The sequence below is a fragment of the Priestia sp. Y58 genome (assembly GCF_029522095.1).
Classification (GTDB): Bacteria; Bacillota; Bacilli; order Bacillales; family Bacillaceae_H; genus Priestia; species Priestia megaterium_E.
Genome location: NZ_JAKWFL010000004.1, coordinates 437859 through 464035 on the forward strand (window position 1 = coordinate 437859; position 26177 = coordinate 464035).

Annotated in this window: 24 protein-coding genes; 21 read left to right on the plus strand and 3 right to left on the minus strand. The window is 38.4% G+C overall.

Annotation, left to right across the window (positions count from 1 at the left end):
* The first annotated feature begins 22 nt into the window (after positions 1-22).
* The 10 genes from MMB68_RS15525 (at position 23) to MMB68_RS15570 (ending at position 10638) form a co-directional block, all read left to right on the plus strand.
* Positions 23-1447, plus strand: coding sequence for an NAD-dependent succinate-semialdehyde dehydrogenase (locus MMB68_RS15525; protein WP_277549175.1), 1425 nt, complete (start codon positions 23-25; stop codon positions 1445-1447).
* 391 nt (positions 1448-1838) lie between these two features.
* On the plus strand, positions 1839-2381 hold the full coding sequence (locus MMB68_RS15530; RefSeq protein ID WP_264409033.1) for a GNAT family N-acetyltransferase: 543 nt from the start codon (positions 1839-1841) through the stop codon (positions 2379-2381).
* Positions 2382-2605: 224 nt separating this feature from the next.
* Entirely contained in the window at positions 2606-3691 is a 1086-nt protein-coding gene (locus tag MMB68_RS15535) for a type III polyketide synthase (protein WP_013056163.1), read from the plus strand.
* Between the two features lie 5 nt (positions 3692-3696).
* Positions 3697-4254 (plus strand): isoprenylcysteine carboxyl methyltransferase family protein, encoded by a 558-nt coding sequence (locus MMB68_RS15540; RefSeq protein WP_221785620.1) that lies wholly within the window; start codon positions 3697-3699, stop codon positions 4252-4254.
* A 384-nt stretch (positions 4255-4638) separates the two neighbouring features.
* Complete coding sequence (locus MMB68_RS15545; protein WP_277549161.1) at positions 4639-8256, plus strand: dynamin family protein; 3618 nt, start codon at positions 4639-4641, stop codon at positions 8254-8256.
* A 5-nt stretch (positions 8257-8261) separates the two neighbouring features.
* Entirely contained in the window at positions 8262-9035 is a 774-nt protein-coding gene (locus MMB68_RS15550) for a nucleotidyltransferase domain-containing protein (RefSeq protein ID WP_277549162.1), read from the plus strand.
* Positions 9032-9289 (plus strand): DUF2533 family protein, encoded by a 258-nt coding sequence (locus tag MMB68_RS15555; protein WP_050690753.1) that lies wholly within the window; start codon positions 9032-9034, stop codon positions 9287-9289. The genes MMB68_RS15550 and MMB68_RS15555 overlap by 4 nt, the downstream gene beginning before the upstream one ends.
* Positions 9290-9394: 105 nt before the next feature.
* Positions 9395-9709, plus strand: coding sequence for a hypothetical protein (locus MMB68_RS15560; RefSeq protein WP_013056168.1), 315 nt, complete (start codon positions 9395-9397; stop codon positions 9707-9709).
* Positions 9710-9839: 130 nt separating this feature from the next.
* Positions 9840-10301 carry a divergent PAP2 family protein gene (locus MMB68_RS15565; RefSeq protein WP_013056169.1) on the plus strand — a complete coding sequence of 154 codons (462 nt, stop codon included), beginning with the start codon at positions 9840-9842 and terminating at the stop codon, positions 10299-10301.
* A 61-nt stretch (positions 10302-10362) separates the two neighbouring features.
* Entirely contained in the window at positions 10363-10638 is a 276-nt protein-coding gene (locus MMB68_RS15570; RefSeq protein WP_013082383.1) for a DUF6123 family protein, read from the plus strand.
* Between the two features lie 6 nt (positions 10639-10644).
* Here the strand turns inward: MMB68_RS15570 and MMB68_RS15575 are convergent, their stop codons facing one another.
* Entirely contained in the window at positions 10645-11043 is a 399-nt protein-coding gene (locus tag MMB68_RS15575; RefSeq protein WP_264409232.1) for a reverse transcriptase-like protein, read from the minus strand.
* 219 nt (positions 11044-11262) lie between these two features.
* On the opposite strand from MMB68_RS15575, the gene MMB68_RS15580 reads away from it, so the two are divergent.
* Genes MMB68_RS15580 through MMB68_RS15590 form a run of 3 tightly spaced genes read left to right on the plus strand, consistent with a single transcriptional unit; the run spans position 11263 to position 12457 of the window.
* Positions 11263-11916 (plus strand): ribonuclease H family protein, encoded by a 654-nt coding sequence (locus MMB68_RS15580; protein WP_016763503.1) that lies wholly within the window; start codon positions 11263-11265, stop codon positions 11914-11916.
* Positions 11917-11945: 29 nt separating this feature from the next.
* Positions 11946-12128 carry a zinc-finger domain-containing protein gene (locus tag MMB68_RS15585; protein WP_013056173.1) on the plus strand — a complete coding sequence of 61 codons (183 nt, stop codon included), beginning with the start codon at positions 11946-11948 and terminating at the stop codon, positions 12126-12128.
* 56 nt (positions 12129-12184) lie between these two features.
* A complete protein-coding gene (locus MMB68_RS15590) occupies positions 12185-12457 on the plus strand; it encodes a DUF2564 family protein (protein WP_075420590.1) in 273 nt (90 codons plus the stop codon).
* Between the two features lie 58 nt (positions 12458-12515).
* Here MMB68_RS15590 and cspD read toward each other — a convergent pair whose 3' ends face one another.
* Positions 12516-12719 (minus strand): cold-shock protein CspD, encoded by a 204-nt coding sequence (gene cspD / locus MMB68_RS15595; RefSeq protein WP_013056175.1) that lies wholly within the window; start codon positions 12717-12719, stop codon positions 12516-12518.
* Positions 12720-13002: 283 nt separating this feature from the next.
* Between cspD and MMB68_RS15600 the strand changes: the two genes are divergently transcribed.
* From MMB68_RS15600 to MMB68_RS15610, 3 genes are all read left to right on the plus strand, one after another.
* Complete coding sequence (locus MMB68_RS15600) at positions 13003-13290, plus strand: hypothetical protein (RefSeq protein WP_013056176.1); 288 nt, start codon at positions 13003-13005, stop codon at positions 13288-13290.
* Positions 13291-13592: 302 nt separating this feature from the next.
* A complete protein-coding gene (gene bcbE, locus MMB68_RS15605) occupies positions 13593-14834 on the plus strand; it encodes a bacillibactin exporter BcbE (protein ID WP_221785617.1) in 1242 nt (413 codons plus the stop codon).
* Between the two features lie 167 nt (positions 14835-15001).
* A complete protein-coding gene (locus MMB68_RS15610) occupies positions 15002-19207 on the plus strand; it encodes a tetratricopeptide repeat protein (RefSeq protein WP_277549163.1) in 4206 nt (1401 codons plus the stop codon).
* A gap of 30 nt (positions 19208-19237) precedes the next feature.
* Here MMB68_RS15610 and MMB68_RS15615 read toward each other — a convergent pair whose 3' ends face one another.
* On the minus strand, positions 19238-20533 hold the full coding sequence (locus tag MMB68_RS15615; protein WP_221785615.1) for a purine/pyrimidine permease: 1296 nt from the start codon (positions 20531-20533) through the stop codon (positions 19238-19240).
* A 252-nt stretch (positions 20534-20785) separates the two neighbouring features.
* Between MMB68_RS15615 and MMB68_RS15620 the strand changes: the two genes are divergently transcribed.
* The 5 genes from MMB68_RS15620 to MMB68_RS15640 are packed head-to-tail and all read left to right on the plus strand — an operon-like array spanning position 20786 to position 26164.
* The gene (locus MMB68_RS15620; protein ID WP_221785614.1) at positions 20786-21610 is read left to right on the plus strand and encodes a M55 family metallopeptidase; all 825 of its coding nucleotides are present in this window, start codon (positions 20786-20788) and stop codon (positions 21608-21610) included.
* A gap of 14 nt (positions 21611-21624) precedes the next feature.
* Positions 21625-22554: an ABC transporter permease gene (locus MMB68_RS15625; protein WP_013056182.1), complete on the plus strand. Its 930-nt coding sequence runs from the start codon at positions 21625-21627 to the stop codon at positions 22552-22554.
* Positions 22538-23494, plus strand: a complete 957-nt coding sequence (locus tag MMB68_RS15630) for an ABC transporter permease (RefSeq protein WP_221785683.1) — start codon at positions 22538-22540, stop codon at positions 23492-23494. The genes MMB68_RS15625 and MMB68_RS15630 overlap by 17 nt, the downstream gene beginning before the upstream one ends.
* A 4-nt stretch (positions 23495-23498) precedes the next feature.
* Positions 23499-24497, plus strand: a complete 999-nt coding sequence (locus MMB68_RS15635; protein WP_221785613.1) for an ABC transporter ATP-binding protein — start codon at positions 23499-23501, stop codon at positions 24495-24497.
* 41 nt (positions 24498-24538) lie between these two features.
* On the plus strand, positions 24539-26164 hold the full coding sequence (locus MMB68_RS15640; RefSeq protein WP_277549176.1) for a peptide ABC transporter substrate-binding protein: 1626 nt from the start codon (positions 24539-24541) through the stop codon (positions 26162-26164).
* The last annotated feature ends 13 nt before the right edge of the window (positions 26165-26177 follow it).

The following is a 26177-nucleotide window of genomic DNA, read 5'->3' on the forward strand; positions in this document are numbered from 1 at the left end:
CACACAACTAGGAGGATGAATGATGTATCCAAACAAACTATATATTAACGGTGAATGGACAACAACGGAAGAGAAAATTGATGTGATTAATCCAGCAACAAAAGAAGTTATAGGGAAAATTCCAAAGGCAGGCGCAAAGGAAGCAGCACTTGCGGCTGATGCAGCGGCAGCGGCTTTTAAAACATGGTCGAAAAAAACCGCTCAAGAGCGCAGTGCTATTTTAATGAGATGGCATCAACTAATTGAAAATCATAAAGATGAACTAGCAGAAATTATGACAACGGAACAAGGCAAACCATTTGCAGAAGCAAAAGGTGAAGTGCAGTATGGCAATGATTATATTGCTTGGTTTGCTGAAGAAGGAAAGCGTGTATACGGTGAAACGATTCCAGCTCATCATACGCATAAACGTATTACGGTTAAAAAACAGCCTGTTGGCGTTGTAGCAGCTATTACACCATGGAACTTCCCTGCAGCAATGATTACGCGTAAAGTGGCCCCGGCTCTTGCAGCAGGATGTACAATTGTTTTAAAACCATCTGAAGAAACACCTTTTACAGCATTTCGGTTAGTAGAGCTCGCAGAAGAAGCGGGAGTTCCAAAAGGTGTGATCAATGTTGTTACTGGAGATGCAGCAGCTATTGGCGACACATGGCAAAAAGACGGACGTATCCGAAAATTAACATTTACTGGTTCAACAGCGGTTGGTAAACATTTAATGCGCGGTGCCGCGGATACTGTGAAAAAATTATCGCTGGAATTAGGTGGTCACGCACCGTTTATCGTAACAGAAAATGCAGATTTAGACGCTGCTGTAAACGGCGTAATTGCTTCTAAGTTTGTTAACGCAGGTCAAACGTGCATCTGCACAAACCGCGTATATGTACAAGAATCCATTGCAGATGCTTTTGTTGAAAAATTTGCAGCAAAAGCGGCGGAATTAACAGTAGGAAATGGATTAGAAGAAGGTACACAGGTTGGACCGTTAATTAACGACAAAGCGGTTGAGAAAGTAAAAGCACAAATTGCGGATGCAAAAAGTAAAGGAGCTAAAGTTGTGGTTGGCGGACAAGCTATAACAACTAAAAACGGTTTCTTTATGGAGCCGACAATTATTACAAATGTAACTGATGACATGAATTGCATGTTTGAAGAAACGTTTGGACCATTGGCACCTGTATCAACATTCAAAACAATAGAAGAAGCCGTAGAACGAGCAAACAATAGCCCTTATGGTTTAGCCGCTTACGTATTTACAGAAAACATTAAAGAAGCAACGTTTGTATCTGAAGAGTTAGAATACGGCATTGTAGGAGTAAATGACGGCTCTCCATCTGCAGCTCAAGCTCCATTCGGCGGCTTTAAAGAAAGTGGTCTTGGACGCGAAGGAAGTCATTACGGCATTGAAGATTATTTAGAAGTAAAATATATCTCAATGGGACTTTAATCAAAAGTAGAGGGACAAAAATATTTTAGTCGAAGTGAAACACGAACTAGCAACTAATAATCAAAATTATTGGTTGTTAGTTCGTATTTTTTTGTTGTGAAGACGGACGTAGCTTTCAGGTGTTTCGTTGTGTCTCAGCTTTTTTATGCACTTTTGTAAAGAAAATTTGGAATAATAGTTCTTTCACGCAATTAATTGCATTTCTAGGATGTCTGTGCAAGAATAAATATTTCAAAAATGGTTTAGCTTTGTTTAAAGCGTGGGTAATACAACAAATGCACATGATTGCTTGTTAGATGAAATGAAAAGCAGAACTTTACCACTGATAAATTACGCAAGCTAGAACCAAAATAGTAGTACTGAATGGTGAAAAATATAGGAGTTGATATAGATGATTACAGCAGAGAAAGACATAGTGAAATTTAAAGCAAAAGACGGACGTGAAGTCACTATTCGCCCTGCACAGGCAAGTGATGCAGAGCATATTACAACAGCGGTAAAAGAAATTATTGAGGCTGGGGAATTTATTCAAAAAGATGAGCCGCGCACAGTTCAAGAAGAGCAAGATTTTATTGCATCAGTAGAAAAGAACAATCACATGTACGTTGTAGCTGAAGTCGAAGGTGAAGTGCTTGGAATTGCACGTGTTCTTAGAGGCGAAATTAAAATGAAGCGCCACACGGGGCTCTTCCGTACATGGCTTATTTCAAAAGCACAGGGAATGGGAATAGGAAAACAATTTATGAATTATACGCTAAACTGGTGCAAAGAAAATAATCTTCATAAACTTTCTTTAACTGTGTTTGCTTCGAATAAAGTGGCATACGAATTGTATAAAAAGGTAGGATTTGAACAAGAAGGCGTTATGAAAGAACAAGCTTATTTCAACAATGAATATGTAGATGAAATCTATATGTCCATTTTCTTTTCATAAAAAATAAGCACTTATTTTCATCAATCCATAAATTGTATCTGTACATTCAGATTATTTGCGCTATAATAAAAGTGCACAACAAACATACACTTCTTCAAAACGTAGACTTTCCTGAGTTACAGGAAAGTTTTTTTATGTTTCGCCTCCATTCCACTAAAAAAGAATTGAATAAATCCCCAGCTATTACAAATGTTAAATGTAACGCAATCAAAGAGGTGAAGTGTATGCCAAAGATTATCTCAGTTGGATTTGGAGTTCCTCCTTATGAATTAACTCAGCAAGACACGCTGTTATTTGCAAAAGAACTTTTTTCCGAATCGTTTAAAGATATTAATCGTCTGCTAACCGTTTTTCAAAATGGTCAAATTGAGAAACGTAATTTTGCCAAAGATTTATCTTGGTTTCAAGAAGACCATACATTTGAAGAAAAAAATGATGCTTTTATAGAATCTGCTGTTGAATTAGGTACAAAAGCAATTGAAGACTGCTTAACAAATAAGAACTATGTAAGTACTCCTTTGCCATGTGGAGAAATTGAGGCTATTTTTTATGTTTCAACAAGTGGTTTAGCTACGCCTAGCATTGAAGCACGAATTATGAATAAGCTTGCGTTCTCAGATCATACAAAAAGAATTCCTATTTGGGGATTAGGGTGTGCTGGAGGAGCGTCTGGGCTTTCAAGAGCTTATGAGTATTGCAAAGCCTTTCCGCGCGCTAAAGTCCTTGTTTTATCTATTGAGCTTTGCAGTTTAACTTTTCAGCGAAATGATCGTTCAAAAAGCAACTTAATCGGTACATCTTTATTTGCAGATGGAGTAGCGGCTGCTTTAGTCGCAGGTGACGAAGCTGATACCACTTTTGCCCTTGCAAAAAGCTATCCTTACATTTTACATACACAATCGACGCTCATGCCTAATTCAGAAGATGTAATGGGATGGGAGATTAAAAATGATGGACTATTTGTGGTCTTTTCAAAAGATATTCCCACGATTATCGATTCGTGGTTAGGCGGAGAAGTTGAGTCATTTTTACAAACTCAGCATTTGACCAGTCGGGATTTAAAGCATTTTGTTGCTCATCCTGGAGGGAAAAAAGTGCTTGAAGCATATGTATCAACGCTGTCGCTAAACGAAAATATGATTGCTGATTCTCTAGATGTACTTAAAAACCATGGAAACATGTCTTCCGCAACCGTTTTGTATGTATTAGACCGCTTTATGAAGAAAGAAATTTCGAGTAAAGAATACGGTTTATTAACAGCTCTTGGCCCTGGATTTAGTTCTGAAATGCTTCTATTAGAGTGGAGGTAAAGCGATTGTTTTTTTATAGCTTTTTTGTATTTATTATCTTACAGCGTCTATGTGAATTGGTTATCGCCAAAAGAAATGAAGCTTGGATGAAGAAGCAGGGAGCATACGAAGCTGGTCAAAGTCACTACAAATGGATGGTAAGCATGCATGCCGCTTTTTTTGCTGCTCTTTTTACGGAAGTGTATGTATTAAAAGATGGAATGTATCACTTTTCTTTTTTGTTGTTTAGTTTTTTTGTGCTTGTGCAACTTGCAAGAATATGGGCTATTTCTTCGTTAGGAAAGTATTGGAATACAAAAATTATCGTTTTGCCTAATGCAAAGGTTGTGCTAAGAGGTCCTTATCGTTTTATGAAGCACCCTAACTATACAGTAGTAGCGGCAGAATTGGTGTTAGTTCCGCTTATGTTTCAGGCATACTGGACGTTAGCTGTTTTTTCTGTTTTCAATTTGTGTATATTAGCCGTCAGAATTCCCTTAGAAGAACAAGCGTTAACGAATGAAACAAATTACGGCGAAGTGATGCAAAACAGGGGACGTTTCTTTCCTATAAAAAAATCTTAAAACTAATTGAAAATGATTATCTTTCATGATAAGATGAAACAAATGATAAAGATTATCAATTTCATCAAGTAGAAACGGTGGTGGACGTAATGGTTAGTCTTTTTGTGATTGGAGCACTTGCTACATATGTTGGCGTCACAACGTATGTAATGAAAAATATTGAAAAAGCCCAAAAGGCGTAACATACATGCGATGAATAAAAAGTACGATGCAAAGCTGTCAAATTATTGACAGCTTTTTTTATTGTTTTTGTAACTAAAAATTCAGTTTTTTATGGGAAAATGCATGCGAATCAAGTAAAATAGAGAAAGAATAAGCAGAAGTGAAGCTGGATAGAGAACATTTAAATACAGTCTTGAATGAGGCAAAAGGGGTAGAGTAATAATGGGTAAAGTGAGTGTGAAACATCAAGAAAATCTCCGATTGGAAGCATCTCTTTTTCATTTACATAAGCAATTTCAAGCAGCTGGAGATGAACAGCAGGCAGCAAAAGCAATACAGCTGTTAAAAAAGTGGGTGAACGGTGAATTTGTTGTAGCATTTTGCGGACATTTTTCGGCTGGAAAATCGAGCATGATTAACGAATTGATGGGGCAAGCAATTTTGCCTGCAAGTCCTATTCCAACAAGCGCAAACTTAGTATCAGTAAAAGCTGGGGATGAGCATGCAACCGTTTATTACCGCAAACAGCCGCCGGTGCGTTATGAAGCGCCTTATGAGTATGAGCAAATTAAGCAGTTTGCTGTCGATGGAGATGAAGTAGAGTCCATTCATTTATCGATAGATACAGAGGCTATTCCTAAAAATGTTGTGGTGATGGACACACCGGGAATTGATTCAACAGATGATGCGCATCGTGTATCGACCGAGTCAGCTCTTCACTTAGCGGACGTTATTTTCTACGTGATGGATTATAATCATGTGCAGGCAGAATTAAATCTTCAATTTGCAAAACAGCTGCAAGAAGCTAATAAAACGCTTTATTTAATTGTAAATCAAATCGATAAACACCAAGAAGATCAGCTAACATTTCAAGCATTTAAAGAATCTGTAGAAACGTCATTTTTAAAGTGGAATGTGAGACCAGAAGGAATCTTCTATACGTCGTTAAAAGAGCCAACCAACCGTCATAACGACCTTTCGTACGTAAAATCTCTATTACTTGCTATGATGACGGAAAAAGAAAACCGACATCAGCATATTCAACATGCGATGCAAATGTTAATTGACGATCACCTTGCCTTTATTGAAGACCAAGAAGAAGAAAAGTTAACGATTCATGACGATCTGCGCCATAAGCTTACGCTTGAGAACCATGAAATGAATAAGCAGCAAAAAGAGCAGCTTCTCGAAAAAGAAGCTGAAATGAGGCGTGCTGAAAAGCAGCTAGCAGAAACGTACCAACAAGAAACAGGTAAGATACTAAGCAACGCCAATTTAACACCATATGAAATGAGAGAAAAAGCTAGGCTGTTTTTAGAAACGACAAAGCCTGATTTTAAAGTGGGTCTTTTATTTGCTAAGAAAAAGACCGAGGAAGTAAAAAAAGAGCGGCTGACGTTATTTTTTGATGATATGAAAGAACGAGCAGCTTCTCAGCTGCAGTGGCACTTGCAGCAATATGTGCAAGAGCTGGTGAAAAATCAAAATCTTACCGATCCGGATCTTATACGCCAGGTTCAGCAGTTTGAAATTCCGTTAGAGCCGCATGATTTAATTGAAACGGTAAAGGCAGGAGCTACGATTAATGGTGATTATGTTTTAACGTACGCAAAAGATGTAGCCGATCATATTAAGAAAAAAGCGACGCGATTATTATATGAGCTTTATGCGCAAATCGAACAGAGCAAAATCGAGCAAGATGAAGTAAAGCGTGAAAAAATTTATCAGCACTTGCAGGAATGTGAGGCATTTGAAGAAGCGTATACATCCCTTCAAGAAATGAAAGCAAAATTGGCACGTACAAAAGCTTTGCTTCAATTTTTACAGCACACTGACGACGACCTAACGGCAGAAGATACGAACGAGTTGTCATATATGTTACAAGAAGAATATGAAACGGGCATCATGAAAGCTGAAGAAAAGCAAGAAGCTGTGAGTGAGCAGCAGTTAGTTTCACAGCCTGAGGAAGCTGTGCATGAAACAGGAACAGAAAAGGTTCTTCAAGATGTATCAGCTGTTCTCGAACAGCTCCGTTCATTTGGAAAGTTAGACCGCTTTATTAACAGGCTTCAAGAAAAGCGTAAAAAGCTATCAAATCAAACGTTTACCGTAGCTTTGTTCGGAGCATTTAGTGCCGGTAAGTCATCTTTTGCTAATGCGTTGATTGGAGAAAGATTACTTCCAGTATCTCCGAACCCAACAACAGCAACCATCAATAAAATTATGCCTCCAACAGAAAAACGGCCGCATAAAACAGCTGTTGTGCAAATGAAAACAAACGAGCAGATGATCCAAGATTTAAATGGTGCACTTAAGCTGTTTCATCATGAAGTAGAATCAATTGACGAAGCGCTAACAATTATTCCAACCCTGCAGGCAACAGAAGAGCTGCAGCTGCATTTGTCGTTTTTACAGGCAGTAGAAAAAGGCTACGGCGAAGTCAAGCAGCATATCGGTTCAGAAGTAGTAGTAGATACAGAAGGATTTCATGATTATGTAGCCAAAGAAGAAAAAGCGTGTTTTGTTCAATTTATTAACCTGTATTATGACTGTGAATTTACTCGCTTAGGCATTACGCTCGTTGATACACCCGGAGCTGATTCAATCAATGCGAGGCACACTGGAGTAGCGTTTGAGTATATCAAAAATGCAGATGCCATTTTATTTGTAACGTATTATAATCATGCATTTTCAAAAGCTGACCGCGAATTTCTTATTCAGCTTGGCCGTGTAAAAGATGTATTTGCGCTTGATAAAATGTTTTTCTTAGTAAATGCAGCGGACCTAGCCAGCTCGGATACAGAGCTGCAGTTAGTTCAGACGTACGTAAAAGAGCAGCTTGAACAGTATGGTATACGCTTTCCGCGCTTATACCCGGTATCAAGCTTGCAGGCTTTGCAAAACCACGAGGATAAAATGTTTCTGCCATTCAAAAATGCGTTTTACCGCTTCATAAATTATGAATTACCAGAGCTTGCTATCCAAAGTGTCTATGCAGATTTCGAACAAATTTTAGCAGTTGCCAATGAAATGAAACAGGTGCAAACAAAATCAGAAGTAGATAAAAAGCGATACATTCAATCTCTTCACATAAAGAATGAGCAGGTAGCAGCAAAACTGCATGAAATTCATTTTGAATATGAACAACAGCAGTTTGACCGCGAATTAGAAGAGCTTTTATTTTATGTGAAAAAACGTCTGTTTGTGAGGTATGATGACTTCTTTAAAGAAGCATTCAGTCCGGCAAACCTAAGGGATGATCGAGGTGAAAAGCAAAAGCAGCTGCGCCTGTGTTTGCAGGAGTTGTTAACGTCTATTTCCTTCGACGCAACGCAAGAAGTGCGTGCGACCACTTTGCGAATCGAAAAATACATCGTAAAATTAATCGAAGACTGGCATCGAATGATCATTACAAAGCTACAGCGCTATGAACCGACGTTTACTCCAACGTTGAACTCGTTAGAGCCTCCAAATGGCAGTGAAGTTGTGACAAGTCATCAATTTGATGAGAATGAATCGTATCAAAAAGAGCTTTCACTGTATAAAAACAATAAAAGCTTTTTTGAAAAAAATGAGAAAGTAAAGCTTCACGCTGCTTTACTAGAACGTATTAAGCCCGATGTTAATCACTACATTGCGAAAGAAGAAGCCGCTCTTCATTCACACTATACCCATTTAGTGAATCAGTACGTCTTAGCGCATAAACAGTCTGTATCTGAAGAATGGTATGATTATTACAAACAGCTGCAAGCAGCGGTGTCTGAAGAATTTCCAATTCAAGAATTGGTAAGTACAATGACGGTGCTAGAACATGTATTGGAGGAAAGAAAGGGTCATTAATTTTTATGTCTACACACATAAATAAACGTTTACAGGAAATTGAAAAAGAATATAATGTAGAAATTTTGTTTGCATGTGAATCAGGCAGCCGTGCTTACGGACTCGACACGTCAGCGAGTGATTTTGACGTTCGCTTTATATACAAATATAAAGCATCACGCTATCTTCATCTCAATAGACCTCAGGAGGTCATTAATGTAGCAGAAGGCAATTATGATATGCAAGGGTGGGATTTGTACAAAACCATTTATTTGTTTACAAAATCAAACCCTTCGCTTTATGAGTGGCTATGGTCTCCTCTTGTTTATTATCAGAAGCCATCGTTTGCTGAGCCACTGCGGCAAATGATGGCTCAATCATATTCCTTAAAAGCATTGGGATATCATTATTTTAAAATTTTAACGATAAATAGTAAAAGAAATCTGACATCTTCTGTTACAATAGAGGATATAAAAGTGATGCTTCAACTGATTCGTGCATTTTTATCACTGAAAGTAGTAGTAAAGCAGCGCAGTTTCCCTGTCATTTTATTTGCCGATTTACGTAAGCAGGCAAATCTCGACGATAGGCAGCAATCCATCATTGAGCAATTTGTACAGTGCAAGATAAGCGGGAAAGTTGCTTTTAATGAAAAGATGAAAAACTTTTTGGACAGTATTAAGAAAGAAGCTGCAGCGATAGAAAGAAGCTTAAAAGAATTACCGGAAAAGCAAATCAGTTATGAGGACATTAACTTATTTTTACTAACTCAGCATAATATAATGGAGGAACGAACATGAGTGTACATAAAGAAATTTCAGCCCATTCTAAAAAACAGCACGAACTAGTACGTGCTTTTGCCAGCTTAGAAGCTCGACGCGAGCAAGCTATTGAGGCAGCTGTGCTTCTTTGCAAAGAAGGGAAACCCTTTTCTGTAGACGGCATTAATGCTGCAACAGCAGAAATTAATGAGCTGTCTCAAAAATATACCATCATTCCAGGCCGTAAAGTAGTGACAGAAGAAATGGTTAAAGAGTACGTAGCAAGAATATAAACGTGCTAAGCTCTGGTGTTTTTACCTTAATTTGAACAGGATATGACGTGCCGCTTGATCCATACTAATAGTGTACCAACGAGGTACAAATAGGAGGAGATAGCGATGGGTCGTCAAAAATTAGGTAATAAAAATGCGCAAGCGAATAACAATGCAAAGCATAATTATAACCAAGAGTTCTCTTCTGAGTTTAAAGCAAATCAGGCTCAAAAAGCAAAGCGTGCAAAAAGTGCAAATGACACTTATGCTGGGGAGTTTGCTTCTGAGTTCAACGTGCAACAAAACCAAAACAATTCTGTTAACAAGAAGTTAGAAGCTAATAAAAGTGCAAATAATCAATATGGCCAAGAATTCGGCTCTTATGCTGAAGTTGAATCTGCCAAAATGAATAATGCTGCACAAAAAAAGCGTAAAAAATAACAGAACTGTTTCCAAAAGCGCCGGGATTAGCCTGCTCTGTCAGCAGATTAGCCCGGCGTTTTTTGTTGGGCAATATTTGCTTGGGTACGAGATGTCAATCCATCGCAAACTATAGATGAGGTGAAGCAATATGAATAAAGGAATTGTCATTGCTCTTTCATCAATCGGTTTAGCCCAAGCGTTAAAAATCCCAATTAAAAAGTATCAAACAGGAAAGTGGGATATGCGGATGATTGCTGCGTCGGGTGGAATGCCAAGCTCTCATTCAGCAGGCGTATCTTCTTTGGCTACCTATGTAGCATTAAAAAGAGGTGTTTCTACGATTGACTTTGCGTTAGCATCTGTTTTTGGAATTATTGTGATGTACGATGCACAAGGAATTCGAAGGCAGACTGGCGAAATTACTATTAAAGTGAATACGTTAGATGAAGAAATTGAAAAGCTTGCGGGTCTTCCAGACGGAGGCTTTCACGATTTGACGGAACAGCGCTTGAAAGAAATGCTTGGGCACCAGCCCGAAGAAGTGATTGGCGGAGCCATTTTAGGAGTAGCACTTGGAGCAATTGGCTATTTTTTAGAAGGGAAATCATAGTCAAATAGCCAAAAGTAAGCTAAGATAAAGAAGAACCTTCACAAAAGGATGGGACGAAAAAGTGACAAAAACAGCTCAAACCGTTGAAGAGTATCTTCTTTATCTTGAAGAAAAAGGCTTTCATTTAGCAGAAGATGCACGTGGATTTATTTCATTTGGTCAGCAGTATACGCGTGCAGCTGACGAGATGGTCATATTTACAATTGAATGGACACTAAAAGTACAAAAAGAATTTGACGGCAGTTTTTTTGTATCGCTCCTCGAGAATTTGACATCAAATCGTATTAGCAATCAAAAACAAGCCATTCAATATTTAAAGTCATCAGGTATGATTTAAGCAGGATTACATTCCTGCTTCTTTTTGATTAATGGCTTGTCTGGCCAGCTGATCAGCACCTGCATTTTGAGAGCTAGGGATCCACTTTATAAAAAATAACTCAAATTGACTGGACAATTTGAGGGCTTCTTCCAGTAAAGGAGCGAACGCTTTATTTTTAACGTATTCTTGGTTCATTGCGCGGTCTACTAGCTGAGAGTCCGTTCGAAAAGATACGCTCGTATACTTGTTTTCTAAACAAATTTTTAATGCATGAAGAAGTGCATGGTACTCTGCTTCATGATTCGTCATTGTCCCAAGAGCAATAGCGTAACGATGATGTTCACCATTTCCTTTAATTAAAATACCAGCTCCAGAAGGACCAGGGTTGCCAGCAGTGGCTCCGTCTATATAAACTTCAATCATCATACAGCCTCCTTGTTAAAACAATATAAGCTTAAACCATGTTTTTTCATCAATAGTATTGTATCATAAGTACTTCAGCTATTTTATATTAGCACGTATAAACGCTAAAATCCGCTTATTAGGTAAGAAAACTGTCATGAAAAGACATAATAGAAGATAAAATACAAAAAAGCAGAAAAAGTGTTGAATTCAAAATTGCTGATGAAAGGAATGCTCGTTATGAATTTCCAAATTGAATGGCATTATAAATCCTCGAAACATAAACAGTTAATTTTCACATCCGATTTTACAGATGCGAATGAGGCGCTAATGATTGTGGGTGATTTAGAAAAAACAGGTCGAACGAAGGAAATTTTTCTACTTGATGAGCAGCAGCAAAAATGGACTGTAAAAGAAGCGAAAAAGCTCTTACAGGAAGTACAGACAGAGCCTCACGATATTGTGGCATATTTTGACGGAGGCTATGAGCATGATACGCTCTTAGCGGGGCTTGGGGTTGTGATTTATTTTAAACAGAACAACAACTCTTACCGAATACGACGCAACTCAAGGCTGCAAGAGATTGAATCAAATAATGAGGCAGAGTATGCTGCTTTTTATTATTTAATACAAGAGCTTGAGGAACTTGGTGTTCATCATATACCGGTAACGTTTAGAGGTGACTCTCAGGTTGTATTAAATCAGCTGGCTGGGGAGTGGCCCTGTTTCGAAGAAGAGTTTAATCGGTACTTAGATCGAATAGAAGATAAAATGCAGGAACTTGGTATCCGACCCGTATATGAGCCTATTTCAAGGAAGGAAAATGAAGAGGCTGACCAGCTTGCTACTCAAGCTCTTCAAGGGATACCAATTGCTAGCAGGAAGCAAGTGTAACACACAGAACGAAATGGAGATGAACGAGAGTGGAACGTAAACAATTATTAGAAGAAGTAACGGAGTTATTGGATTACTACTGTAGTGATTGTTTTGTAAAAAAAACGTTTAATAAAGAAAAGGGCAAAACATACGCTCAGACGTTTTGTATTAAAGAGTGTACCGTAGGAGAAAAAATTAAGCAGTATGGAGATTTGCTGACTAAAAAGTAAGCGTGTATAATTTGCCGGCAGCAGCTTCATTCTATCCATATGGAGGTGTTTTTTCAATGGATAAGTTTTCAAATGAAGAAGTAACAACAGGATATAATGATTTAAAACAAGTAGAAGTGTCTATTCAATCTGCTCAAAAGATGATTGGGACGGCTACGATGAGTATGAGTCCTCAGCAGCTTGAAGAGGCAACGAATGCGCTTAATGATGCAAAAGTACAGCTTCAATCTGCCAAAGCTCATGGCACAGGAGTAGACGAGCAATTTCTTCAGCAGTGCATGCAGTCTATTCAAACATGTGAACAGCAGCTTACTGAGGCCAAACGCTAGTATAACAAAAAAGAGACTCGGAAAAGAGTCTCTTTTACTATAAAATAAAAAGATCTATTTATGATAGCTTAGTGACATTAGCGGCTTGCGGGCCTCTATTGCCTTCTACAATTTCAAAAGATACCTCTTGTCCTTCTTCCAAGGATTTATAACCTTCGCTTTGGATGGCAGAAAAATGTACAAATACGTCGCTGCCGCCTTCAACTTCAATAAAGCCATAGCCTTTTTCATTGTTGAACCATTTTACTTTACCATTTTGCATAACTTGAATCCCCCTAGTACTGTGCAGCCTCATGCTGCTGAAACTCGAATTATCATTTCCAATAGAGGTAAATGATTGTTTATATTATATAATAAGAAGAAATAAAATTTCAACATAAAAATTTAACTTTTCTGAAAATTAAATTTTTATTTAACGTAGACTTAGACGTAGCACAATTATAACTAAAAAAATTTCTTATAAGATGAAAAATAACTGAAAATTTAGTTTATAATAAAAGTATAGTCAGCATAATTTTAACGCGGTGATAAGGAGTGGGTCGTGTATGTATCGTACACAAGTAAATGGAAAAGAAATCATTTTGTTATTTTCAACGCTCGAAGCAGCAAAGAGCCGCAGCAACCTAGAGAAAGAGCAAATTTATAAGCGCGTATTGCATTTAAATGAGCAGCTGCTAATGTTTCAAAATGGAACAAGCTTCACCATTGGCGATCCGTTAGGATTAATTGTAGCTCAAGTGAAAAAAAGTGATTTGACAACCATATATATCGAACATATCATTGATAAACAGTTTATGTATGATGGAGATGGTCATCGAGGTGAAGTAGTGTAACAAGATGACACCTATATATGAAGAAGCGTACGTAGATACTCGTACGCTTCTTCATATATAGGATTAAAAATATGTGATTTTACAAGTATTAACAGGGATAAAGAACAAAGTTCAATAAATTAAAGAAGAACAGTGAAACCATGAATAGCAATCACCTTTTTAGCTAAAAAATATAGATACACATCATCTTATGTAATGAGATAGTTAAGCTTTAAAATCAATGAACACGAGAAGTTTTATAAAGCTTAAATTGAAAAACGTGTGATTGTGACGTTAATTAGAAGTAAGGTTTGGAGGACGCTATGGAAAGTAGAAAAAAATTGGATTTACTTGCTCTTGCTTCTGTGCCACTTATCATGACCCTCGGAAATTCAATGTTAATTCCGGTGTTGCCGGTGATTGAAAAACGTCTACAGATAAGCTCGCTGCAGGTATCCATGATTATCACGGTCTACTCAATTTTCGCTATTTTTTTAATCCCGATTGCTGGTTATTTATCAGATCGATTTGGCCGCAAGAAAATTATTATTCCTAGTTTGCTTCTTGCTGCAGTAGGAGGGGCTTTAACAGGCTGGGCTTCATGGCAAATGGCCAATCCATTCTGGGTTATTTTAATTGGCCGTGCGATTCAAGGAATAGGTTCAGCAGGAGCTATGCCTGTTGTGATGCCTTGTGTAGGAGATATGTTCAAAGACGAGCAAGAAATTACAAAAGGACTAGGTTTAATTGAAACAGCTAATACGTTTGGGAAAGTACTAAGCCCAATACTGGGAGCTTTTTTAGCGGCTATGATTTGGTTTCTTCCTTTTTGGTTCATTCCTATTCTTTGCCTTATTTCGATTCTTTTAGTTATCTTTTTAGTAAAAGTTCCGAAAAATGATAGTTCTTCTGAATCTGAACAAAAAAAGAAAAGTATTACGCGATTTTTGAAGGATTTGAAGAAGACGCTCAAAGAGAATATTGGATGGCTTATGGCTATTTTTATTTTAGGCGCCATTATTATGCTTGTATTATTCGGGGTTTTATTTTACCTATCGACCATACTAGAAGAGCGTTATCATATTGTGAATACGAAAAAAGGTTTAGTAATGGCTATTCCCTTGCTCGCTTTATCTATTTCTTCTTTTGTGGCGGGGAAAAAAGTTGGCAACAATAAAATCGTTATGAAGTGGTCTGCTTTTTTTGGCTTTTTATTGTTAACATGTTCTTTCATCATTTTATTTTTTAATACGTCTCTTTTTAGTATTTTACTCACTTTAGTGCTTGGTGGAATTGGAATTGGAGCAGCTCTTCCCAGTCTTGATGCGCTTATTACAGAAGGAATTGAAAAGGAAGAGAGAGGAACCATTACGTCTCTTTATAGTTCGATGCGCTTTGTCGGAGTAGCAGCTGGGCCTCCTCTTTATACATTGCTTATGAAGTGGTCGGACATGGCTGTGTTCCAAACGTCTCTAGGGGTTAGTGCAGTAGGTGCCATTTTAGTTTTAAAAGCTATCAAACCAAAACCTGAAGGCGGCGTAAAACTGAAGAAAGCTGAAGTGTGATTTTATGGAGCTGTCTTATGATAAAAGACAGCTCTTTGCTATTTAAAGACCCGTCAATATGCTTAAATTTATATTGTGTCTAGAAAAAATCCTTGAAATTTCTTATACTTCAATTTATAGACAGCAGATGCAATAGTTCTTATTTTATTGAATAAGGTGGTTTTGAATTGAGTATAAATTATCAGAAATTAAAAAGCATGGTGGATCATTATCAAATATTTGATCTTGTAGCGTATATAACAGAAGAAGTACAAAGCCTTCAACCAAAGAGCCTCGCGGGGATTGTGAAAGAATGGTTAACAAACTTACAAACGGAAGAAGAGCTGTACGAGCTTATACGCTTTTGTGATGAAGCTTTATTAAATCGTTTAAGTCGAATGTTAACGACATATGGCTATCGTCGATTTGGCTCGATTCGAATGGTGACTCTTTATTGTGATGATCTCCTGCGAGAAGGCAAGATACTCGACGCTGATGATAGACTTTCTTTATTAATTTCTCAGCTGGATACGGAATCAGTTAAACAGGAACAGCTTGAGAAAATCTATTTTTTAAAGGTAAGAATTCTTTTAGAAATGAAACAAGTGGATGAAGCTTCTAAGTGGATGAAACAAGTAACGTCATATAATCAAAAGGGTATGGCTGACAGATGGGGCTATTTTTATTTGCAGCTCAACGACAGAATGAAAGCTGAAGCCTGCTTAAAAGAAGGGACAGCATATAAGGAAAATGGAGCTTTTTGCTATGCAATGCTCGCAGACTTATATGCGTATGAAGGGAAGCATGAACAATCGCTTGAAACAATTAACGAGGCTATTGTCCGCTATCCACAGCTTCCGTCTTTATATATGGATAAAGTGATGCGATTAAAAGATTTAAAAGAGTATTCTCTCTTGCTTGAAACGATTGAATTTATCGACTCAAAGTTACCCTATCACGATTATCAAGATTTTTTTACGCTGCTGCGCGCGGACATTTATTTTGAACAGCAGCAGCAATCTCAGCTTACGCATCTGCTCTCGACCAAGCGATGTTTAAAAGATTCACCTTATCAAAAATTAATCGGAAAGCATACAGACGATAAATGCAGTACAATCAAGCTTCCTATTGTACCAATTGTTCAAAAAGATAATTATTGCGTGCCAGCCAGTATGAGTATGATGTTAAGGCTTTTACATACCGAAAAAACACAGGATGAGATTGGAACTCGTATTTACGGAGGGTTAGGCTCCAAATTATCAACAGCGGTGAGCTACTTTGAATCTCTTGGCTTTGCAGCGATGTTTTTTACCGGCACAGTTGAACAGTTTAAAGAACTATTAGACAAAGGGCTGCCTATTTTGGTCAGTCTGGAATTTGAACAAGCTTCCCACGTTCAAGTTGTATTTGGCTATGATGATGAACTTGAACTTTTTCATGTACAAGATGCTAATTTTCTAAGTCCAACTTATGTAGAATATAAAAATTTTGATCAGCATTACGCTAATTCGGGGTTTTTATCAATTGTTGCTTCTAAAACGGCAGCGGATCTCTCTTCACTTTCTAAAGAGCAAGATGTGTTTATTCGTCAGCTGTATGACTTAATCGAACTAGTTGAAGCGGATGAAGAGGCACACATTAACCATCTCGTTTCTTTATTAAAAGCAAACGAGCATGTTCCATTTGCCGCTATTTACAGTATGAAGCATTTGTACAGAAAAGAGCATGAAGCCTATATTCGTACGTGTATTAATCATGTGTTAGAGAAATATAGCAATCATGATTATCTTAAGCTTCACGCCGCATATGCCTTTTTTAAACTTGACGACAGTAAGGGAGCATCTTCCTTGTTACACCACATAGATAACAAAAAGCATAGCTCTTTTTATCACTATCTTAAAGGGAGAATTGCGCTGGATGAAGAGAAATATGATGAGGCTGTTGAAGCACTGCGCAGCTCGCTGCAATTAGACGTAGAGCAGCATTTGAACTGGAGCTATTTAGCACTTGTATATATGTACAAAGGAAACCTCGAAAAGGCTTTTGAATGCTCGACTATTTCCTTAAATATGTATGGCGATGAATCTTATACACAAATCAATCACGGACTTATTTTAATGGAGAAAGAAAGATACGCGGAAGCCAGAAATCTTTTCGACGCGTTATTAAAAGAAAACCCAAAAGATGCGCACAGCTGGTTTGAAAGAGCCCGTTGTGATGAACATTTAAAAAAATTTCGTAAAGCTTACCGGGGATTTCAAGTAGCTAAACAGCTTTTGCCGACTGTTCCTTATCCATACCTTTCGATAGCTGATTTGCTACAATATCAACTAGAAAAAACGGACGAAGCTGAAAGTTATCTTAAAGAAGGCATGAAGCATCTTCCGAGCGACATGACAATTCGAGGAAGACTAGGCGATTTATACGTCGCGAATCAAAGGTACGAAGAAGCTATTGCTCTGTATAAAGAAGGCTTAAAAATAGAAGAAGATGCTCTTATGTATTTGGGCTTATCTTATGCGTATCTAGAAACAGGTGAACATTTAACGGCCGTTGATACGCTCACGCTTATTGCGCAGAAGTTTTCATCGAACAGCGACGTCCTGTTGGATGCAGGCAGCATGCTTTTAGATGCAGCAAAACAACAGGAGCTAGACAACCAAACGATAGAGTTTGGATTTGCTCTTTATGAAGAAGGAATTCATTTTGCTCAAACAGCGTTAGGTGAAGTGTTAGAGGCATATACGAGTTATTTAGAAGACACAGCTTTACTGACTCGTGGAATTAAGTTTTTAACTGCAGAACATCAAGAGCACCCTAATGAGATTTTGTACATGTGCTATTTAGGCATATTATACGAACAAGCCAAGCAGCTAACAAAAAGTGAGAAACTTTATCAACAAGCGCTTCATATCAAGCAAGATGCTTTGCCATATTATCGGTTAGGTGAAATATATCAATCAATGAATCGCACTGCTGAAGCAAAAGAGGCCTTCAAAAAATGCTTAACTCTTGATAAAACATTTGAAGCCGCTTGTATGAAGCTTGCCGAAATGGCTTGTGAAGAACAAAATCGTACGGCTGAAAGAAATTGGCTGCTTCAATGGATACAGCTGAATCCTATGGAAGTAAACATTGAGCACGTAGCTTCACTTTGTGAAACAGAGAAAGAGTATGGAGAGCTGTTAGAGGTATTAAAGAGCGTAGAGGAAGTCGTGCTACCCCAATGGCTCGCTGACAGCCATGCTCATGTGTATCGCCTAAAAGGAGATATTTCACAGGCTGAAACGTATCTAGAGAAGGCCCTTGAACTAGATCCACAGAATTCTGCTATTCGCCATCATCAGGCAAAATGGCTCATCATGGAGCAGAGATATGAAGAAGCTAGAAAAATTCTTACAGAGTTACTAAGTGAGGATCCGGAAGATTACGCTCTATTTCAAACGTTCATGTCTAGCTTTCCAAATGGAAAAAAACTGTCCGGGCTTACGGCAGATTTAAAAAAGATGAAAATGGAAAAACAAAGCAAAAGCTTGTTATTTAAAAACGCAGCCGAGGCTTTAAATGAGTATGCCGATTCGATCGTAGAAGAGCAGCAAGGATCTATCTTCAAACGAAGCTTAGCAAAGTTCAAAGCAAAAGCAAAAACGGTTACGCTGCTTGGCTTAACGATTGAACTGTATGAACTTGCTATAAAAACGGATCGGAATAATAAAGAGGCTGTGCATGCATTTGCGGCTTTTTATGAAGAGAAAGGATTAATTGAAGATAGCATCACCGTGCTGAAAAAATCTCTGCATCAGAGCTGGGATTTTGATGTTGCCTATCATTTAGCCAATATACTCGTTAACATCCATGAAAATGAACAGGCTGCACATGAAGCGCTAAACTTAGTTCAAAAACTTCTTGAACAGCAGCCATATCATATAGATTTGCAGATATACCGAGCATTTATTTTGAGTAGCCTTGAAGAGGTAGAAAAATCGGAGGCAGCTTTTCAAGAATTACTTCAGCAGGAGATTTATCAGCCTGACATATATGCAGGACTAGCAAAACTGTATAATAAAACGGAACGCTATCATAAAACTGTTCAGCTTCTTCAAAAAGCAATTGAACAGCGTCAAGAGTATGAAGGGATGTATACCGATTTAGGTATCGCGTATCATTTAGAAGGTGAAACGGAAGCAGCAGCTTCGCTTATGATAACCAGAGTAGAAAGTGGAGACGAAGATCTTTTTATTCGCTATAACTTGGCATGCTATCTAGCTGTTCTTGGAAAAACTGCTTCTGCTCAGGAAGAGTTGGATTATGTTTTAGCGCACGATGAAACGGGAGAATTTTATGAAATGGCTATGGAAGACGATGAACTAAAAGGATTAACGGTAAGAAGGTAAAAAAAAGAAGCTGAGTTTCAGCTTCTTTTTTTATCCCTCTTTTGCACCTTGTCTTTTCAAAGAAAGTGATTCGGAAATTTCCAGTGCAAGAATGATAATGGTGCCAAGAACTAATCCGTTGCTTAAAAACGTAGTAACTAAAGGTGGCAGTGTTGAAAAAGCTTGAGAAGGCAAAAACATAACCCCTATCCCCGACAGCAACGCAATACCGGCTTTTTTCATTGCTTTTTCGGGCTGTTTGGCATGCTTGAATTCTCCAATTCCAAGAGCCATCATCCCTGTAAAAACAGGAAAGATTGCCGCGTATCCGACTGCAGGAGGAAGAGCGGACATAATGGACGTTAAAGGAGTAAAGATACTCAGAAAAAGCAAAAGACACGATGCTACAATAAAAGGAACTCGGCTATAAAGATTTGTAGCTGAAATAAATCCACCGGAACCGGAAATAGGAACGGCACCGACACCTGAAAACAATCCTCCAAGCAGCTGACTTATACCCGAAACCATCCCGGAACGCTTAATATTGTCTTTTTCAACTTTTTCTCCTTTGTGTTTATAAACAGACTCAACAACACGAATAGAAGCGAGCATGTTTGTAATTAAAATGAGCGTCACAAAAAAAGCAGTAACAACCATATTCCATTCAACGCGAGGAGCTCCAAATACGAACACTTTAGGTATGTAAAATAACTGCGCCTGAAACTCGATAGGTTTAGCTAACCCTAGCATTGCAAATACTCCCCAGCCCACACCAATACTAATAATAATGCTGAGCTTATTTAACGTCCGGTGCGATAATAAATAAAAAGTCAGCAGCAAAATTGCAGCTGAAGCCAGCGCAATTGGAAGTTTAATAGCTGAATTCGTTTCTGTAATACCAAACATTCCTTTTAAAAAGGAACCGCTTAGCTGCGTCACTAATAAAATTAAATATGTACCGGTAACTGTCGGTGTAAAGTATTTTGCTAGTTTATCAATGAGACCAAGCAGGCTCATCAAAATAGCAATTATCCCGCTTATAAGGAGGGTGAACTGCAGCACGCGGAGCGTTTCAGAGTGAGAACCAAACAGAACGGTTCCAAGGCTCGCATACAGAGAAAAGACGCCCCACCAAACGCCAGCTGGTCCTTCCATGATTGGGTATTTATGCCCTATAAATACCTGCAAGAGCCCGGATAAAGCTAAAATAAATAACGTTCGCTGTAAAAATTGAATAGAATCCGCTGCGTTTAAATGAAACTGAGAAGCAATTACAATAGGAACAATCATACTATTAGAAATCATAAATAAAAACCATTGTAGTGAAGCAATGGAAACTCGAAACATTCTTAACACCTCAATTAATGCCGACGAGCGGCTGAATGAACCAACAGGCTACTCTATTATTTTACCATGGGATTTCCAATTTGTAAGCGATATCTTGTTAAAAGGAAGATGAGTAAAGTGTCAAAAAATTCAATATATTGTTGTAAAAAGAAGAAAGGTAATTTATAATTTTCTTACAATTATAAATTATAAACATAAGAATAATTTATAATGAACTGACTAACAGTCAAGGAAGGAGGAGGAATAAGACAAATGAAACTATACCTGTCGGTTGATATGGAAGGAATTACGGGACTCGTCGATCACACAAATGTTCTGCGACAGAAAGAAAATTATGAAAGAAGCCGCAAAATAATGACGGATGAAGCAAATGCAGTAATTTATGCAGGATTTAGAGAAAAGTGCTCAGAAGTTGTGGTAAATGACAGTCATTCGAGTATGAATAATCTCCTTGTTGAACGGCTTCATCCAGAAACTCAGCTTATTTCAGGGAGCGTAAAACCATATTCAATGGTACAGGGATTAGATCAGACTTTTGATGGTGCTATGTTTCTAGGGTATCATGCTAAAGCATCCATGCCTGGTGTCATGTCTCATTCGATGATATTTGGTGCTCGCAATATGTACATAGACGATACGAATATTGGAGAGTTAGGCTTCAACGCATACGTCGCAGGCTATTACGGCGTGCCAGTTTTAATGGTAGCCGGTGATGACCAAACGGCGCTGGAAGCACAGCAGCTTATTCCAAACGTGACGACCGCTATCGTCAAACAAGCCATTTCACGTTCTGCAGCCAAAACATTAACCCCTAAGAAAGCAGAACAATTACTTCAAGAAAAAACAGCCGCAGCTATTCAACACAAACACCTTATTAAACCTTTAATTCCACCTAAACATCCAACCTTACGAATAGAATTTGCAAATTATGGTCAAGCAGAGTGGGCGCATTTAATGCCGGGAACAGAAATTGAGCCTGGAACGACGACCGTTCGGTTTCAAGCAAAAGATATTTTAGAAGCTTATCAGGCCATGCTTGTTATGACTGAATTAGCTACGCGCACAACATTCTGTTAGAAGGTGGGATAAAGGTGAAAAGTTATATTCTGAAACGATTTTTATCCATGCTTGTTACGCTGTGGGTAATTGTGACCTTAACCTTCTTTTTAATGCATTCGATTCCTGGATCTCCATTTAATGAAGAACGAGCGACAAGCGATGCAGTTCAAAAAAACCTGGAATCATTTTATCACTTAGATGAGCCGCTAGCTGTGCAATATATTCTTTATTTAAAATCCATTGTTACCTTTGACTTTGGCCCTTCCATTAAACAGCCGTCTCAAACGGTTAACGACCTTTTAGGAAGAGGGTTTCCCGTATCATTTGAACTTGGAATGGTGACGTTAATTCTTGCGGTGATTTCCGGTATTACACTAGGCATTATCGCTGCTCTTAGAAGGAATGGAATAATTGATTACATGGCGATGAGCATAGCAGTTATCGGATTATCGGTTCCAAATTTTGTTATGGCCACGTTGTTAATTCAACAGCTTTCAGTTAATTTGAAAATTTTACCTGCCGCTACGTGGACGAGCCCTTTACATATGATTCTTCCGACTCTAGCTCTTGCCACAGGTCCTATGGCTATTATTGCACGTTTGACTCGCTCAAGCATGATAGAAGTACTAACTCAAGATTATATTCGAACAGCGCGTGCAAAAGGGCTTTCGCCAGTAAAAATTGTATTTAAGCATGCGCTTAGAAATGCTTTAATGCCTGTTATAACAGTTCTTGGAACGATTGCAGCCAGCGTATTAACCGGCACATTTGTTATTGAACAAATCTTTGCTATTCCTGGCATGGGAAAATATTTTGTGGACAGTATTAATACGAGAGACTACCCGGTAATTATGGGCACGACGGTCTTTTACAGTTCGATTCTCATCATTATGCTTTTTTTAGTAGACATTGCTTACGGAATACTTGATCCACGAATCAAACTGTATAAGAAGGAGGGATAACGTGCTGGAAAAACAGGAGTATAAGCAAATTCCTGATGAGTGGTTTACCCCAAAGAAAAAAAACAAGTCTGAAGCCGAAGCAGTTGTAAGGCCGAGCCTTTCTTATTGGCATGATGCTTGGCGCAGGCTGGTAAAAAACAAGTTAGCCATGCTGGGTCTCTTTTTTTTAATCATCCTAGTTGTGATGGCTATATTCGGCCCTATGTTTTCACCCTACAGTGTAACGAAAGCTTCTTTTACAGAGCAAAACCTTCCTCCTTCAGCTAGTCATTGGTTTGGAACGGATGACTTAGGAAGAGATATGTACACTCGGACATGGTACGGGGCTAGAATCTCTTTATTTGTAGGGCTGATGGCAGCGCTTATTGATTTTATCATCGGTGTCATTTACGGGGGATTCTCAGGCTATAAGGGCGGAAAAACAGATAATGTCATGATGCGCGTAATTGAAATTTTATACGGTCTTCCTTATTTATTAGTGGTGATTTTACTAATGGTAGTCATGGGCCCGGGGCTTTCTACGATTATTGTGGCACTTTCCGTTACAGGTTGGATCGGGATGGCGAGAATTGTACGGGGGCAAGTATTGCAAATAAAAAACTATGAATACGTGCTTGCATCCAAAACGTTTGGAACAAAAACTAGCCGTATCATTAAGCGGAACCTGCTTCCAAATACGATGGGACCGATTATCGTTCAAATGACACTAACCGTGCCAACTGCCATTTTTGCTGAAGCTTTTTTAAGCTTTTTAGGGCTGGGTGTACAGGCTCCTTATGCCAGCTGGGGAGTAATGGCAAACGATGGTTTATCAACGATTCTATCAGGCTATTGGTGGCGTTTGTTTTTTCCCGCTTTTTTTATTTCTCTTACCATGTTTGCTTTTAATGTCCTTGGAGACGGACTGCAAGATGCACTTGATCCGAAATTAAGGAGGTAAGCAAATGGAAAAAATGATCCAAATCAAAAACTTACACGTACAGTTTTCAACTTACGGAGGGCGAGTTCAAGCTGTAAGAGGCGTTAGTTTTGATTTATATAAAGGAGAAACACTAGCGATTGTCGGAGAGTCAGGGTGCGGAAAAAGCGTAACATCTCAAAGTATTATGAGGTTAATTCCGACACCTCCAGGCAGGATCACAAGCGGATCTATTTTATTTAAAGGCCAGGATTTAACGAAGCTATCAGAAAAGAAAATGCGAGACATTCGAGGCGCTGATATTTCGATGATTTTTCAGGATCCTATGACTGCGCTTAATCCAACTCTTCGCGTAGGTGAGCAAATTGCAGAAAATATTATGCAACATGAAAACATTTCAAAAGAAAAAGCCAAACAAAAAGCATTTGAAATGCTGGAGCTAGTCGGAATTCCAAATCCTAAAGAACGCCTAAAACAATATCCTCATGAATTTAGCGGGGGAATGAGACAGCGTATTGTCATTGCAATGGCTCTTGTGTGCAATCCCGAAGTGCTAATTGCTGATGAACCTACCACAGCCCTTGACGTCACGATACAAGCGCAGATTTTAGAGTTGTTTAAGGATATTCAGCAGAAAAAGGATGTCTCCATTGTTTTAATTACCCATGATTTAGGAGTAGTTGCTCAGGTAGCTGACCGTGTTGCCGTAATGTATGCAGGGAAAATTGTAGAAATTGGAACAAGAAGAGACATCTTTTATACGCCGCAGCATCCGTATACAAAAGGATTGCTGCGTTCAGTTCCTCGGTTAGATTTATACGAAAGTGAGCTTGTGCCTATTGCAGGATCACCTCCCGATTTATTTGCACCTCCATCCGGATGTTCGTTCGCGCCTCGCTGTCCTTACGTAATGGAAGTGTGTGATCGGATGTATCCTGCGTCGACGAAGCTGAAAGAAAGTCACCAAGTGCACTGCTGGCTTCAAGATGAGAGAGCCCAAAAATTTGTAACAACTATAAGCTAGATTTATAGATGAATAGAAAACTTATGAAAGAGGGGTAAATGATGAAAAAAATAGGGTCTTTACTAATGATGTGTGTACTTATATTTGCACTTGCTGCCTGTACGGCCACAAAAGACTCCGGCGCGGAGCCGGAAAAGAAGAGCAGTACAGCAAAAGAAGACGGTAAGGTCCTTTATATGAATAATGGCGCAGAACCTACGTCTTTTGATCCACCTATTGGATTTGATTCATATTCATGGAATATGCTTAATAACTTAATGGAGGGGCTGACTCGTTTAGGAAAAAGCGATGAGCCTGAAGGAGCAATGGCCGAGAAATGGGATATCTCTGAGGACAAAAAGGTCTATACGTTTCATTTACGAAAAAATGCTAAATGGTCAAATGGAGATGACGTGAAAGCAAGTGATTTTGTATTTGCTTGGAAGAGGCTGTTAGACCCTAAAACTGGTTCTCCAGCGGCATTTTTAGGTTATTTCATCCAAGGTGGGGAAGAATTTAATACGGGTAAAGGCAGTGCTGATCAAGTAGGGGTAAAAGCGCTAGATGACAAAACCTTTGAAGTTACGCTTAAAAGTCCTCAAGCTTATTTCTTAAGCGTAGTCTCCAATCCAGCGTTTTTCCCAATTAATGAAAAAGTAGCAACAAAAAATCCGAAATGGTTTGCAGAAGCAGATTCGTTTGTTGCAAATGGTCCTTTCAAATTAACTCAATGGAAGCATAACAGTAATCTAGTCATGGAAAGAAACGATCAGTATTGGGATGCTGAAAATGTAAAGCTCGACAAGGTAAAATGGGCAATTGTTGAAAATACAAACACAGAATATCAAATGTATCAAAATGGAGAACTAGATGTTTCTGAGATTCCATCGGATTTAAGTGAAAAGCTGTTGAAAGATGGAGATGTTCATATCGAAGACCAAGCGGGAACTTACTTCTACCGCTTTAACTTAGATAAAGAGCCCTTTCAAAACAAAAATATCCGTAAAGCATTTGCAATGGCTGTAGATCAAGATCAAATTGTTAATTTTGTTACAAAGAATAAAGAAAAACCAGCTCGCGGGTTCGTATCTTACGGATTTAAAGATGCAGATGGAAAGGATTTCCGTAAAACGGGCGGCGACTTATTAAAAACAGACGGCAAAGAAGCAAAAGCACTTCTGAAAAAAGGAATGAAAGAAGAAGGATATAAAAAGCTGCCAGCTATTACGCTAACATACAGTACAGACGATACGCATAAAAAAATAGCAGAAGCACTGCAGCAAATGTTCAAAGAAAATCTAGGCGTAGATGTGAAGCTTGCCAATATGGAATGGAATGTTTTCCAAGAAGAACAAAAAGCGTTAAAGTTTCAGCTGTCACGAAGTTCATTTTTAGCTGATTATGCAGATCCAATTAACTTTTTAGAGAGCTTCCAGACGGGTCATTCAATGAACCGTACAGCTTGGAGCAATAAAGAATATGATGAGTTAATTAAACAAGCTATGAACGAAACGGATAATAAAAAACATTTTGAGCTTATGTATAAAGCAGAAGGTATTTTATTTGATGAGATGCCGATCATTCCTATCCATTTCTACAACTATGTGTTTTTAATCAAAGATAACGTATCTGGAATTGTTCGTCATCCTGTTGGCTATTTAGATTTGAAGTGGGCAGATAAACAGTAAAGTGGAACTTTTC

Excerpts from the sequence above, each read along its gene's own strand:
- MMB68_RS15550 (WP_277549162.1), top strand. The coding sequence starts at position 8,262 with ATGTCTACACACATAAATAAACGTTTACAGGAAATTGAAAAAGAATAT.
- MMB68_RS15590 (WP_075420590.1), top strand. The coding sequence starts at position 12,185 with ATGGATAAGTTTTCAAATGAAGAAGTAACAACAGGATATAATGATTTA.
- MMB68_RS15640 (WP_277549176.1), top strand. The coding sequence starts at position 24,539 with ATGAAAAAAATAGGGTCTTTACTAATGATGTGTGTACTTATATTTGCA.
- MMB68_RS15545 (WP_277549161.1), top strand. The coding sequence starts at position 4,639 with ATGGGTAAAGTGAGTGTGAAACATCAAGAAAATCTCCGATTGGAAGCA.
- MMB68_RS15565 (WP_013056169.1), top strand. The coding sequence starts at position 9,840 with ATGAATAAAGGAATTGTCATTGCTCTTTCATCAATCGGTTTAGCCCAA.
- MMB68_RS15620 (WP_221785614.1), top strand. The coding sequence starts at position 20,786 with ATGAAACTATACCTGTCGGTTGATATGGAAGGAATTACGGGACTCGTC.
- MMB68_RS15530 (WP_264409033.1), top strand. The coding sequence starts at position 1,839 with ATGATTACAGCAGAGAAAGACATAGTGAAATTTAAAGCAAAAGACGGA.
- MMB68_RS15600 (WP_013056176.1), top strand. The coding sequence starts at position 13,003 with ATGTATCGTACACAAGTAAATGGAAAAGAAATCATTTTGTTATTTTCA.
- cspD (WP_013056175.1), bottom strand. The coding sequence starts at position 12,719 with ATGCAAAATGGTAAAGTAAAATGGTTCAACAATGAAAAAGGCTATGGC.
- MMB68_RS15635 (WP_221785613.1), top strand. The coding sequence starts at position 23,499 with ATGGAAAAAATGATCCAAATCAAAAACTTACACGTACAGTTTTCAACT.
- MMB68_RS15615 (WP_221785615.1), bottom strand. The coding sequence starts at position 20,533 with ATGTTTCGAGTTTCCATTGCTTCACTACAATGGTTTTTATTTATGATT.
- bcbE (WP_221785617.1), top strand. The coding sequence starts at position 13,593 with ATGGAAAGTAGAAAAAAATTGGATTTACTTGCTCTTGCTTCTGTGCCA.
- MMB68_RS15575 (WP_264409232.1), bottom strand. The coding sequence starts at position 11,043 with ATGATTGAAGTTTATATAGACGGAGCCACTGCTGGCAACCCTGGTCCT.
- MMB68_RS15555 (WP_050690753.1), top strand. The coding sequence starts at position 9,032 with ATGAGTGTACATAAAGAAATTTCAGCCCATTCTAAAAAACAGCACGAA.
- MMB68_RS15560 (WP_013056168.1), top strand. The coding sequence starts at position 9,395 with ATGGGTCGTCAAAAATTAGGTAATAAAAATGCGCAAGCGAATAACAAT.
- MMB68_RS15535 (WP_013056163.1), top strand. The coding sequence starts at position 2,606 with ATGCCAAAGATTATCTCAGTTGGATTTGGAGTTCCTCCTTATGAATTA.
- MMB68_RS15580 (WP_016763503.1), top strand. The coding sequence starts at position 11,263 with ATGAATTTCCAAATTGAATGGCATTATAAATCCTCGAAACATAAACAG.
- MMB68_RS15525 (WP_277549175.1), top strand. The coding sequence starts at position 23 with ATGTATCCAAACAAACTATATATTAACGGTGAATGGACAACAACGGAA.